General features: G+C 49.2%; 9 protein-coding genes. 5 read left to right on the top strand and 4 right to left on the bottom strand.

Features of this window, described 5'->3' with window-relative positions:
• Positions 1–12 precede the first annotated feature (12 nt).
• The 3 genes from DXN05_RS19425 to DXN05_RS19415 all read right to left on the bottom strand — a co-directional run bounded on the left by DXN05_RS19425 (position 13) and on the right by DXN05_RS19415 (position 5,885).
• Positions 13–1,743, bottom strand: coding sequence for a RagB/SusD family nutrient uptake outer membrane protein (locus DXN05_RS19425; protein ID WP_116848958.1), 1,731 nt, complete (start codon positions 1,741–1,743; stop codon positions 13–15).
• 17 nt (positions 1,744–1,760) lie between these two features.
• The gene (locus DXN05_RS19420) at positions 1,761–4,733 is read right to left on the bottom strand and encodes a SusC/RagA family TonB-linked outer membrane protein (protein WP_116848957.1); all 2,973 of its coding nucleotides are present in this window, start codon (positions 4,731–4,733) and stop codon (positions 1,761–1,763) included.
• Positions 4,734–5,132: 399 nt separating this feature from the next.
• On the bottom strand, positions 5,133–5,885 hold the full coding sequence (locus DXN05_RS19415) for an SDR family NAD(P)-dependent oxidoreductase (RefSeq protein ID WP_116848956.1): 753 nt from the start codon (positions 5,883–5,885) through the stop codon (positions 5,133–5,135).
• 106 nt (positions 5,886–5,991) lie between these two features.
• On the opposite strand from DXN05_RS19415, the gene DXN05_RS19410 reads away from it, so the two are divergent.
• From DXN05_RS19410 to DXN05_RS19400, 3 genes are all read left to right on the top strand, one after another.
• Positions 5,992–6,354 (top strand): winged helix-turn-helix transcriptional regulator, encoded by a 363-nt coding sequence (locus tag DXN05_RS19410; protein ID WP_116848955.1) that lies wholly within the window; start codon positions 5,992–5,994, stop codon positions 6,352–6,354.
• Positions 6,355–6,825: 471 nt separating this feature from the next.
• Positions 6,826–7,245: an organic hydroperoxide resistance protein gene (locus tag DXN05_RS19405; protein ID WP_116848954.1), complete on the top strand. Its 420-nt coding sequence runs from the start codon at positions 6,826–6,828 to the stop codon at positions 7,243–7,245.
• A 109-nt stretch (positions 7,246–7,354) separates the two neighbouring features.
• The gene (locus DXN05_RS19400) at positions 7,355–8,356 is read left to right on the top strand and encodes an alpha/beta fold hydrolase (protein ID WP_116849094.1); all 1,002 of its coding nucleotides are present in this window, start codon (positions 7,355–7,357) and stop codon (positions 8,354–8,356) included.
• Between the two features lie 341 nt (positions 8,357–8,697).
• Here the strand turns inward: DXN05_RS19400 and DXN05_RS19395 are convergent, their stop codons facing one another.
• Complete coding sequence (locus tag DXN05_RS19395; protein WP_116848953.1) at positions 8,698–9,621, bottom strand: peptidoglycan-binding domain-containing protein; 924 nt, start codon at positions 9,619–9,621, stop codon at positions 8,698–8,700.
• A gap of 293 nt (positions 9,622–9,914) precedes the next feature.
• Here DXN05_RS19395 and DXN05_RS19390 point away from each other — a divergent pair, with 293 nt between their 5' ends.
• On the top strand, positions 9,915–11,348 hold the full coding sequence (locus DXN05_RS19390; protein ID WP_211330103.1) for an arylsulfatase: 1,434 nt from the start codon (positions 9,915–9,917) through the stop codon (positions 11,346–11,348).
• A 235-nt stretch (positions 11,349–11,583) separates the two neighbouring features.
• Complete coding sequence (locus tag DXN05_RS19385) at positions 11,584–12,957, top strand: sigma-54-dependent transcriptional regulator (protein WP_116848951.1); 1,374 nt, start codon at positions 11,584–11,586, stop codon at positions 12,955–12,957.
• Positions 12,958–13,438 lie beyond the last annotated feature (481 nt).

Raw genomic sequence — 13,438 nt, 5'->3', positions numbered from 1 at the left:
TATTCACTGGCTTTAATATCCTGGATTCTGCTTCAGCTCTTTGGAGGTGTTGAGTACATTCTGGCCGATGGGGAATATTTCGGTGTGGTTATCGGCATCGGGTTGTTTATCCCACCAGCTGCCGGTGTTGAATACGCCCCAGCGGATGAGATCGGTGCGGCGGCGTCCTTCTACTAAAAACTCGCGGCCCCACTCATCCAGCATCTCCTGGTCGGTGAGCTGGCTGCCATCAGCTGCATATAAACTGGGCGAACCGGCAGGGTAGTTGCGCACACGTACTGCATTCAGCAGGGTGGCGGCAGTAGCTTTGTCGCCTGCACGGTACTTACATTCAGCGAGTGAGTAATAGATTTCTGCCAGTCTTATTTCTGCATAAGCAGATGCAATTTTATTGGGGTCGTCACTGGTATAGTAAGGATACTTTACCGGGAAGATGCCTGAGTTGTGATCTGCATGGTTCATGTCAGATTCCTTGTCTGCGATTTTGGTGCCGGGTTTGGCGTCGAGAAACATACCTACTGCATCGCGTATGTACAAGGGATAGGGGCCTTTGTTGCCTCGCACCGTATCCGGCTTGCCGTCTGAATTAATGTAAGGCAGGTAACCGAATAGGAACATGCCTTCCCTGGTGCTGTTATCACCCAGGTTGCGGTATTTCTTTAAGCGGTAATCATCCGGGTAATGTTGAAACTTGATAAAGGGTTTGCCCATAGCGAAGGGGTATTCCACGCTGTCTACATCACGGCCGGGCTGTAAGGCATACTTGGGGTTGGCATCGCCAAAGTCGGAGAAGCCGAAATAGCGCGGCGCCTGGTAGGGCAGCATCCAGAAATACATGTCGCTGGAGTATTGCCAGTGTGTTAAACCAAAGCTGCCGGGGAAGCCGAAGATGGTTTCGCCCGATAGGCCGTTGTTGTAATCAAACGGCGCATCCCAGCGGGTTTCCAGTGCATAGCCGCCGTACTTGCCGCCGATGATATCCTGGCATACGGTAGCACAATCGGTAAACTTATCTGTGCCAATGTACACTTTCGCATTCAGGTACAGGCGAACCAGCAATGCGGCTGCACCACCTTGTGTCCAGCGGCCGGGTACGTTTACGCCGAGATCCTGGCGGGTGGGCAGTTTGGGTATGGATTCCTTCAGTTCCTTTTCAATATAGTCAAAGGTTTGCTGCGGGGTTGATTGTGCGATGCCCTGTGATTCGCCCTTTACTTTTTCTACAATCACCACGTTGCGGTAGAAATCAAAAGCACGCAGCAGTAACCAGGCGCGCAGTGTTCTGAGTTCTGCAATCAGGTCGTCCAGCTCTGCCTGCGTCATACTGAATTTGCCCGGGTCGGTAATGCCCTGCAGGTCTTGCAGTGAGTTGGTGGCAAGGTCTATGCCCTGGTAAAAAGCATTCCACGCATCGTTGGTATAACCGTCATTGGGTGTCCAGGTATGGTAATGCACGCGTTGGTATTGTGCGCCATCGTACCAGTCGCCCTGCCTGCTGGGTGTCATGAGTTCATCGGTACTGTTTTCCTGCAGCATAAAGGTAGAGCCGCCCTGTATGCTCCAGTACGAGTGTTCAAATGGTCTCAGGAAATCTCTTGTTACATCTGCCTTTGTTTGCAGGAAGTTGGCGGAGGTAATGCGGTCGTACAATTGTTCATCCAGCTTGGTGCAGCTGTTGAAGAACAATAGGGCTGTTATACAAAGTACAATGCTGTTGTATTTAAATGATGTATGGTGTGTCATTAGTTGGCGATTGTGTGTTAGAAATTAAGTTGCAGGCCCAGCAGTAACTGGATGGTGGAAGGGTAGTAGTTCAGCGTACCGGCATGTGTATCGATGGTTTGTGTAAGACCAGGGTACAAGCCGTTTACCGGTATCTGGTCAGGGTCGCCGCCGGTGAATTTGGTAAAGGTGTGCAGGTTTCTGCCCGTTGCATACAGGCGTATGGAGCGCAGGTATTTAAAGTTAAACGGATACGTATAACCAAGCGAGATGTTGTCGATTTTTACAAAGTTGCCTGATTCCAGGAAGTAATCTGACAAAGCGGAATAGGTAGACGGGTTGGTTAACTTCGAATACTTGCTTTTGCTGTCATAAGCGGATGTAAGCACATTGGCGCCCTGTTGTGTAGCCGGTGTGCCGAGGTAGAATGCCGTGGTATTAAATACTTGGTAGCCGAATGCGCCGCGCAGGAAGATACCAAGGTCCCAGTTTTTATAACGGAAGGTATTACCCAGGCTGGCGGTGAATTTGGGCAAACCATTACCAACAAATTGTTTATCGTCGTTGCTGGCTTTATTGGCGGTGATGAGCTGGCCTTTCTGGTTGTATACAAGTAAGGCGCCGGTACTGTCTACACCGGCTGACTTCAATGCGTAAAAGCTGCCGATGCGTTTGTTTTCCTGCAGGCGTTGTATGTTGCCGGGGCTGCCGGGTGCGGGCATGCCTACAACGTCTACATAACTTTGCCCCTTGAATAACTCATTGGAAAAAGACACAAATTTATTGCTGTTGGTGGCGCCTGCAAACGATACGGTGTAGCTGAAATCTTTATGCCGAATGGCGTTGGCGCTTAACTGTATCTCCAGGCCCGTGTTTTTCATGGTGCCTACGTTGGCATAGGTTTGTTCCTTTATGTTGGGCGGCGTTGGCACAGAGTAATATCCCAGCAGGTCTTTGTTGGTGCGGATATAATAGTTAAGGCTACCGCTCAGTATACCTTTGAACAAATCAAAGTCTGCGCCGATGTTAAAGTTCTCGGCCTTCTCCCAGCGCAGATCGTAGTTGGCATTCTGGCTGGGCCCCCATACCTGGTACGTAACACCGTTAAATACATAGTAACCATAACCGCTGTAGGTATCGAGCGATAAATAGTTGCCGAAGTCCTGGTTGCCGGTAACGCCATAATCGGCGCGCAGCTTCAGGTCGTTGATCCAGCTGATGTTGCGCATGAATTTCTCCTGCGATATACGCCAGGCTACCGATGCAGCCGGGAAGTTACCCCACTTGTTGCTTGCCCCGAACTTGGATGATCCTTCATGACGCAAACTGGCGGAGAGGTAATACTTCTGGTCAAAGTCGTAATTGAGCCTGCCGAAAAAGGCGATCAGCTTTGAACTGTTTTTGTACGATCCTACACCATTCTGTCCTTCTTCCAGGTTCCACAGGCCGGTGCCAAGGTTGTTATATGTTAACACATCGGAAGGGAAGTCTTCGTTGGATGCGTTGAAGCCGGAGGAGGTAAAATACTGGTACGAATAACCACCCAGCAATTTAAATCCATGCCTGCGCAGGTTGAGAGAGTAGTTGCCGGTCCATTCAAAACTCTTCTGGTCATTCTCATCCAGTTTCTGCGACGCAGTACTACGCCCGGTACCGCCGTGCGCAGGCTGTATATAGGTATACGTGGAAGGAGAGAAACCATACCCCCTGAACGATGAGGTAACTTCACCGAGTGTTACAATGGTGTTGAGGTTGGGTGCAATGTTTAATTTAAAAGAACCATTGATGTCAAGGTACTTGATGTCTTGCTGGCTCAGGTTTACTTTGGCATTCTCAACCGGGTTGTTGGAGAAGAAGCCGGTGTTGATGTACGCGTACCTGCCATTGCTGTCGTAGGGCGAAAGCGTAGGGTTCAGCGTAAGCGCATAGTTAAACCCACTGTAGTCGGCAAGATTGGTGTGGGCATAGCGTGGCGCGATGTTTAACGACACGGCATACAGGTTATTGGCTGCGGTGTGGTTAATACTGACGCGTGCGCCATACTCTTCTTTGGAAGAACGCAGGTCAATACCCTCGGCTTTACGGTAGTCAAGGGATGCCATGTAATTGGTTTTACCATTGCCACCGGAGAACTGCAGCGTATGTTTCTGCGAGAAGGCGGGGTTGCGGCTTACTGTTTTCAGCCAATCGGTATTACCGCCAAAGTCTACACCCCGTTTGTGTGCAAGAAACTCATCTTTGTTTAATACAGTCAGTTTGTTGGTGGCATAGTCAAAACCGGCATACCCATCATAGAAGGCGCGCGATTCAGAGCTTCCCTTTTTGGTGGTGATCACAATTACGCCATTGCTGCCTCGGGTACCGTAGATGGCAGATGCAGCGCCGCCTTTCAATACATCGATGGATTCGATGTCGTTCTGGTTCAGGTTGTCAATATTACCACCGGGCACACCATTGATCACATACAATGGCCCCAGACCTGCATCGCGTGACGATACGCCGCGCAGCTGGATACTGGGTGTGGAATTGGGATCGGCTGTTGCAGTATTGGTGACCGATAGCCCGGCCACTTTGCCCTGTAGCGACATCAATGCGCCATTGCCGCCAACGCTCAGCAGTTCTTTCGATGACAAGTGGGTGATGGCGCTGGTCACTTCTTTTTTGTTGAGTGTACCATAACCCACGCTAATCACGGTAACCTCATCGAGGTTGGTTACTGCCGGCGTTAGCTGGATGGTTAAATTGCCACTGCCTGCAATGGCTACGTAAGTCTGGTAACCGATGCTGGAGAATACCAGTGAATCTGCAGGCTGTGCCTTAATCTGGAAACTGCCGTCTGTTTTTGTACTGGTGGTAGTCCTGGTGTTTTTCACGCGTACCGAAACGCCCTCAAGCGCCTGGTTGGTAGTGCTGGATACTTTGCCGGAAATAATTGTTTGTTGTGCCTGTAGCGTAAAGAAGCAGAAAAGAAATACACAGGCAAACGCAAAGCTGCGCGTGGTCTTTTTCATAAAGCAACTGTTTTAGTGAAGAAATAAATGTTTGCTTGCCAAATTGTTAGCAGCCGAAAAAATAATCAATATCCTGTATGCCACGAAAAAAAAATCGGCAAAACAAATCTTCACTAATGCATGTATGCTTTATGGGGACTGCTAATTGTTTGCTAAACACTTAAAGCATCTTGAGTTGTCAGTCGTGAGTATAAAAAGCCTTCGAGAATCGAGAAACGACAGTCGAGATGATCGTAGCGAATAATCGTTCACATCCAGATGCCGTTGCCGGTGTCCTCACCGGCAACTAGCTTCGCTGCATTCACTATTGACTATTCACTATTCACCTCCGAAGAAGTCCCTTGGACAGTGATCCACAACACAACGGATTCGCTTTGATCACTCACCAGTAATCTCTCACTAAAACGGATACTGCCGCATGCCGCCGTCTACTACGGCTACTGTGCCGGTGATGTATTTTGCGCGGGGTGATACCAGGAACGTGGCCATATTGGCAACATCCTGCGGGTCGCCAAAATCGCCGAGTGCTATTTCCTGCGAGGCAAACTGCCTGCGTTCTGCTGCATTAAAAAAGCGGCGGATATTGGCTGTGTCTATTAAGCCGGGTTGCAGGCTGTTTACAGTAATACCGTATTTACCCAGCTGACCGGCGAGCTGCTTGGCCCATACCACTACGCTTGCCTTTGCCACTGCCGAGGCATTGATGCTGCGTAGTTCGTAGGTGCTGGTGATATTCAGGATACTGCCTTGCCTGCGCTCTATCATGTGTGGCAGCAGCTCCTGTGTAAGCTGCCGGTGCCGGTCAAAATCCAGTGTCATGGAAGCGGCCCATTCGTCTTCAGGTGCCACAACATCCAGCGGTCGGCTGCGGCCTGCATTGTTTATGAGAATGTCAACATGGCCCAGGTTGGTTAATGCAGCTGCAGCGATGCGTTGCGGTGCTTCAGGGGCCACAAAATCCTGTACAAGCAACACAGGTGCCGTGCCGCCTGCTGCAATAATTTCATCCCTGAGTGCATGTAATAGTGCTTCGTTTCTTGCGGTGGCCAGTACGGTTACACCTTCCATTGCCAGTTCTTTGGTGATTGCCCTGCCCAGCCCCTGGCTGGCGCCGCTGACTACTGCTGTTTTTCCTTTTAAATACAGTTCCATAATACTTGCTTGATTGTGTATTGAGAATTTCTTTGCAAAGTTGCAGGCTGCCGCTAATTTTATAGTGTGTACAGTTAATTGTGGGATACATACAAATTTGTAAGTAATGGCAACGAGAAAGGTAAACTCCACGTATACGCGCAATGAGCAAAGTCTCTTTGAATGCGACTTGTCTTATGCAATCAATAAAATCGGCGGCAGGTGGAAACTGCAGATACTGAGTATGCTCGAAAACAGAACGCTCCGCTTCACAGCGCTGAAAAAGGAGTTTGCGTTTATGTCTGAACGCATGCTTACTTTGCAGTTGCGCGCACTGGAACAGGACGGCCTGGTAAAACGAACTGTATATGCTGAAGTGCCGCCCAGGGTAGAATATGAACTAACCAACACTGCGATGGAACTATGGCCTATTTTAAACCAGCTAAGCCAATGGGGCAGCAAACAACGCAGCAGTCACCGTGAGTTGTGAGTATAAAAGCCGTCGGGAATCCAGAATCGACAGTCGAGATGATCGTAGCGACTAATCACCTGATGCCGTTGCCCGTATCCTCACCGGCAACAACCTTCGTTTCGATCGCTCATGCAGTTGCTCATCACAGGGACATCGGCTGTTCTGTGAGTGGTGAGTGGGAAAACACCGGGAATCGACAGTCGAGACTATCTCAGCAAGTCTCTGATCAGCGCAACTGATTCTTCATTGCGGCATTGCTCCTTTGCGCACATTGCGTGAAACAATTCCTCCACATATTGAGAATATGCCCGCATGTTTTGGAGCCTCCAACGTTAAACCTCCAACGTTAAACTTCAAACAGCAGCAGGCGCAGGAAAACTTCGGGTCGCGAAATGTCCGTTCAGGGGTGCATTTTGCCCGGTTAAGGAACATGGAAGATTGCCGGGGCCCGCATGCGGAATACTTTTGATCAACGAAAAAACAAATACTATGAGCACGAATAAGAAAGTGTTATACACAGCACAGGTACATACAACAGGTGGCCGCGATGGCGGTACTTCAAAAAGCAGTGATGGTCGTTTGGATATTAAACACAGCCTGCCCGGCACACCCGGAACCGGCACCAACCCCGAACAGCTTTTCGCTGCAGGCTGGTCTGCCTGTTTTGAAGGCGCCATGGGTCTTGCAGCAAAACAAATGAAGATTGAACTGCCTGCCGATCGCGCGATCGATGCGGCTGTAGATCTTTGCCTGGGTGATGACGGTTATTCACTGCAGGCGCGTTTGAACATCAGCTTGCCGGGTGTACCACGTGAGGTTGCAGAACAGGTAGTAGCAACAGCACACCAAACCTGTCCGTATTCTAAAGCAATACGCGATAATGTAGAAGTGGCCATCAGCGTTTTATAACACGGGACGAGTGGCCTGTGTGTACAAACCGCACAGGCCGCTTTTTATGATTGCCGCTTCCGGCTGCACGTTAAAAATTTCTGTTGAATCAACACCCAAATCATTTTATATGTCTTATCATCAATTTAGCCGTCGTTCGTTGCGTATTGCACTGCTGTGCGTTGTGATAGCTGTTTCAGGTGCGTTCAGCGCCGTATTTGCTCAAGGCAGTAAAGACAATGCTTTCAATCATGTAAAACAAATTGATGCCGGCGTGCTCAATATCGGTTATGTGGAAGATGGCCCTGCAAACGGCCCGGCAGTAATACTGCTGCATGGCTGGCCTTACGATATTCACAGTTATGTAGACGTGGTGCCGCTGCTAACAGCAAAAGGTTACCATGTTATCGTTCCTTACCTGCGTGGTTATGGTACTACGCGCTTCCGTTCTGCCGAAACCGTTCGCAATGCACAGCAATCTGCCATTGCATTAGACATTATCGCGCTGATGGATGCTCTGCATATACCCAAGGCCATTATTGCAGGGTTTGACTGGGGTGCACGTACCGCCGATATTATGGCTGCACTGTGGCCCGAACGTTGCAAAGCGCTCGTGTCTGTAAGCGGTTACCTGATTACCAACCTGCCTGCCAACCTGCGCCCGCTGCCTCCCAAAGCAGAATCAGGCTGGTGGTACCAGTACTATTTTTCTACAGAACGCGGCAAAATCGGTTACACGCAAAACACGCACGATTTCAACAAACTGATCTGGCAAACCGCTTCACCCAAATGGAATTTTGATGATGCTACTTACGAACAAACAGCAGCCTCTTTCAACAACCCCGATCACGTAGCCATTGTAATACACAATTACCGCTGGCGCTTAAGCCTGGCTGCCGGAGAAGCGAAATACGACAAATACGAACAACAGCTGGCCACTGCACCTGTAATTACGGTACCCACTATTACCATCTCCAGTGACTTCGACGGACCTGCTGCCGACGGTGCGGCTTATGCCAAAAAATTCACCGGCAAATACGCACACAAAATATTCCCCGGTATCGGTCACAACGTGCCGCAGGAAGCTCCCAAAGCCTTTGCTGATGCGATTATTGAAGTGGATGGCTTTTGAAGATAATGCAATAGCGATGTATTGCCCGGGGGCAAAAAATAACAGTCATACAATTTACAGGTTAATCAGAACGAAGAGGCTCCCGTTTTTACGGGGGCTTTCTTGTTGTAGATGGTTTAATTGTTTAAAGGTTTCATGGTTTAAAGTTTAACGTTATGCACATATGCCGTCGCCGGTGTCCCTACCGCGACACCTTCGCTCCGGTAAAATCTCGTTTCGGTCATTCACTATTGCCTATTCTCCTCCGAAGAAGTCCCTTGGACAAAGGCGTCCTATGGACACTGTTCACCAGTGATCCCCAACACAACACGGAATCACTCACTACTTACTACTCACTTCGTTCACATCGTCAAATCCAGCTGCAGCTGCTCCGCAGTAACGGCCCCCACAACGCCATCTGCTCCCGGGTTGCCAAATGCATTCTTCTGGAAAGTGATCACCGCTTTCATTGTACGCGGACCAAAATCACCATCAATTTCACCTTCGTAGAATTGCTTGCTTTTAAGAACCGTCTGCAACTTTTCTACCAATGGTCCGGATGAGCCATAGCGCAGTTTGGCCCTGGTGGCTGGTGTGCCGGTAACAATATTGAACAGCTCGGTACCGGTTAACAGGATATAGGGGAAAGAAGACTGTGTAATGCCATACGCGTTGTCGTGAAACACACGCCAGGGGCCAACATTCCGGTCTCTGCCCGGCCGCTCGCATTTGGGAAAGCCCATCACCACCTGGCAGCCTGCACTGGAAAAACTGTCTGCATTAATACCATCGAACCAGCCGCAGTGAATATTGTCCTGCGGGTTATCATATTCTATACGGTCATCGAGGTCAAAGTCAAGATCATCACCGCTGCGCCGGATCGGTTGAATTTCTGTTTGCCTGAAGGCCTCGTGACCTGTGGGTGCGCCGCTCTTGTGAAAGCCCTTGCGGTAATCTTTGTAGTAACCCGTAATCAAACAATTAGTGCCCACACCGCCCTGCGCCTTGGCAGATTTAATCAGGCTGATATTCGGCACCGTACTCGCCGGAAACGCCGCCAGCTGCCCGTCTGTTGCCCGCCATTGCAGTATGGTGCAGCGCGGGTTAATGTAGTTCACATCCATCAGCGTGAGTGTTTGGGTGGCGTGAAAATCCTGGTCGTTCGGGTTGGTCATAATACAACCCCTGATACCCACAAACACCAGCTGCGGCGGGTTGCTTAACTGGAACTGGTTAATGCGCAACAGTTGTTGCAGGGTACTTTGTTGAATAGTAAAGGTAGACATAACTGTAGGTTCAATTGTTTACATGTTCAAACGTTCAAATGTTTCACCAAAGGCAAAGGATTAAAAGAGCCTGTTAAACTAAACGGTATTGAATGGTATATGCTGTATGTAGCTGAAGCTGCCGGAAAGATGAACAATAGCACAATGCTTTGCTGCTTCAAAATAGGCAATTGTTTGTTGAAATGCAATGGGAGTGGTGGATTGTTCCCTCCACTTCGTAACCGTTACACCTTTCTCCCGGGTTTTGTTTTCGCTACCTTGGGTTGATTCGAAAAGTCATGAAAACAGTTGATATGAAATTCTATACCAGTTTACTGATGCTGGTTGTTTTAATAGGCATTGCGGCCAACATACCTCTTTCGGTGGCAGCGCAAGCGAAGCCGAATATCCTGTTTGTGCTCGTTGATAATTTGGGTTACGGCGAACTGGGTTGCTACGGTGGCGGCATTACACGCGGTGCAGCTACGCCAAGAATTGATCAGTTAGCCAGCGAAGGAATGCGCTTTACCAACATGAACTCCGAACCGCAATGTACACCCAGTCGCTCTGCTATTATGACGGGGCGCTTCGCCATACGGTCCGGCACCTATGCAGTGCCCTTTGGCGGCGTGGCCGATGGGCTTACCCAATGGGAAGTTACTATTGCAGAATCTTTGTCTGCAAGCGGGTATAAAACTGCTTATTTCGGCAAGTGGCATCTGGGTAGTAACAATGGCCGTTTGCCGAACGACCAGGGCTTTGATGAATGGTATGGTATTCCGCGTACCACCGATGAAGCCATGTGGCCCTCAGATCCCAATTTTTCCACCAGCTACATGCCTGTTGAAAAGATAATGGAGGGCCGCAAAGGCGAGCAGAGCAAGGCGTTGCAAACATACGATCTTGATCAGCGCAGAATAATTGATGCGGAGATCACAAACCGGTCCATTGCCGCAATGGAAAAAAACGTAAAAGCCAATCACCCTTTTTTCGTGTTTGCAGCACTTACCCAATGCCATATACCTGCTTTACCCAATCCGGCTTTTGCAGGTAAAACCGGTAACGGCGATTGGGCTGATATGTTAACGGAAATGGACTATAATGTAGGTCGTATGTTAGACGCGATTGACCGGCTTAATATCAGGAAAGAAACGATTGTAATTTTTCTAAGCGATAACGGGCCGGAATATGTGCAACCCTGGGATGGCTGGGCCGGTCCATGGAAAGGCCAGTATTTTACAGCATGGGAGGGTGGCATTCGCGTGCCGTTTATGATACGCTGGCCCGGAAATATTCCTTCCAATAAAGTAACCGATGAAATTGTACACAATGTTGACCTGTTTCCAACGCTGGCTGGCATTACCGGGGCTGTTGTTCCCAATGACAGGCCCATAGACGGTATAAATATGAAAGCTTTCTTTTTGGGACAGACCACAAAATCCGGGCGCGATGGTTTTCCCATTTGGGTTGGCGACCGTTTACAAGCCGTGAAATGGAAACACTTCAAAGCACATTTTTACCACCAGGAAACCATGATATCAGAGCCGGAGAAATGGGCATTACCACATTTGTTTGACCTGTATACCAACCCGCGGGAAGACGAAACAAAGCTCCTCTTCTCATCCTGGCTAATCGGCCCGATGATGAAGATGATCGGCGCATTTGAAGCCAGCACCAAACGCTACCCGCTTATTCCCATGGGCACTCCTGATCCCTATACACCACCAAAATCGGGGAATAGTCAATAAGAAATGAGCTTCTGTCCACCCCTCGTAAATGCGGCGTAAATTAACGAAATAACGCAAATGGCGTTGCTGTGATTGTGCTGCTTAGGTATTGGTTTGTAGTGCATTAGCATGCTGGCATCGTGCTTGGCTGTAATAGCCGGAAGCCTGTTGTATGATGCCTTGTCTGAAACAATGTTTAACCTGTTGTTAGCGGTTTAATGGTAATCATTACTTTTATAAACAGGATATACGATCAATGAAAGACAAGATACTGATAGTAGAAGATGAGTTTATTGTTGCCAACGACCTGCGTATAATGCTTACCGATGCGGGTTACCAGGTGGTAGGTATTGCATCGTCTGTAGAAAAGGCGCGGGCCTTGATTTTGGCGCAGCAACCGGATTGGATACTGCTCGATATTATACTCCGGGGCAGTTTAACAGGCATTGACCTCGCGTGGGAACTCATCGGCCAGCAGCTGCCGTTTCTATACATATCAGCCAATACCAACCAACGCACACTGGAAGCTGTGAAAGCCACACAACCCTACGGTTTTATGGTGAAACCCTTCAGGGATACGGATTTGCTGGTAATGCTGGAAATCGCGAAATACAGGCGCAATGTAGAACAGGGACTGGCAAATGCCAATGCACACACCAGGCCCGCAAGCACGCCGCATATTGAAGGGGTGATTGGTACAGCCGGCGGACTGGCTGCCGTTATGCAGCGTATTGCTGTAGTTGCACCTGCAGAAACTTCCGTGCTGATACTCGGTGAAAGCGGCACAGGTAAGGAACGTATTGCGCATGCCATTCACGAATTTTCTGACCGCAGCAAAATGCCTTTCGTGGTAGTTAACTGCGCAGCGCTTCCTGTCAATTTAATTGAATCTGAATTATTCGGTCATGAACGTGGTGCTTTCACCGGTGCCAACAACCGGCGCATTGGCAAATTTGAACAAGCGAATGGCGGTACCATTTTTCTCGATGAAATAGGAGAGCTGCCGCAGGATGCACAGGTAAAGCTGCTGCGTGTATTGCAGGAGAAAGAAATCGAACGGCTTGGCAGCAGTCAAACCATTAAAGTAAATGTTCGCATTATCGCTGCTACCAACCGTAACCTTGAAAGGGAAGTGGCAGACGGCAGTTTCCGGCTCGATCTGTATTACCGTTTGAATGTATTCCCGCTGGTACTGCCGCCATTGCGCAACAGGAAGGAGGATATTCCAGCGCTGGCCATGCATTTCACCAGGAAGTATTCAGTTGCCTGTAAAAAAATGATTACCGGCATAACACCCGCCGTACTGGCACAACTGGCAGCCTACGACTGGCCCGGCAATATCAGGGAACTGGAACATTTAATAGAACGCAGCGTGCTCACTGCCACGGGCATTGAAATAACAAAGGTTGAACTGCCGCAATCCGCTGCTTCACCTGTAACCGATCCCGAAGCAAAACCGGCGGGCATTCAAACATTGGTTGAAGTGGAACGCGCCCATATTCTCAGCGCCCTGAAAGCCTGCCAGGGAAGGGTATACGGCCCCGGCGGCGCAGCCGAATTGCTCGATGTGCCTGCCACTACGCTCTATTCAAAAATGAAACGGCTGGGCATAAAGCAAGGGTATGTGTGAGACCGGGAATCGACAGTGATGAGCGATCTTAGCGAGTACCAATTTCGAGAATCGACAGTCGACAGTCGAGATGATTTTAGCGAAGGAGGTTTCTCGCGGAATACGCGAAATACACGGAATTTTTTTTGCGGAGATCGTAGCGAAGTTTAATACGCTGAACGTCGCAAGCGACGGGGTTTCGGCTGCGCTCAGTCACATGCCGTTGCCGGTGTCCCCACAGGCAACGGCGTTTGTATTTTATTCACTATTGCCTATTCACTGTTGTCCGGTAAAAACGGAAAGCAGTGCTTTTTTTTGCTGTAATGCAACAAAATCAGGCGTGTGAGTGGTCGTATAAAAAGGCAAGCCCCCTTTATTGTGAAGGGAAAAAACTAAGCTGTATTTGGGGGTGCGGATTTTTATAGTTTAACAATGCCTTGTCCGGGTTGATTAAGAAGTGAAGTAAATCTATATAGGTAGCCAGATGTAACCGGATAAGCCC

The organism is Deminuibacter soli (genome assembly GCF_003412455.1).
Lineage (GTDB): Bacteria > Bacteroidota > Bacteroidia > Chitinophagales > Chitinophagaceae > Deminuibacter > Deminuibacter soli.
The sequence above is the reverse complement of the archived record's forward strand: the minus strand, read 5'-3'. Positions and strand labels throughout refer to the sequence as shown.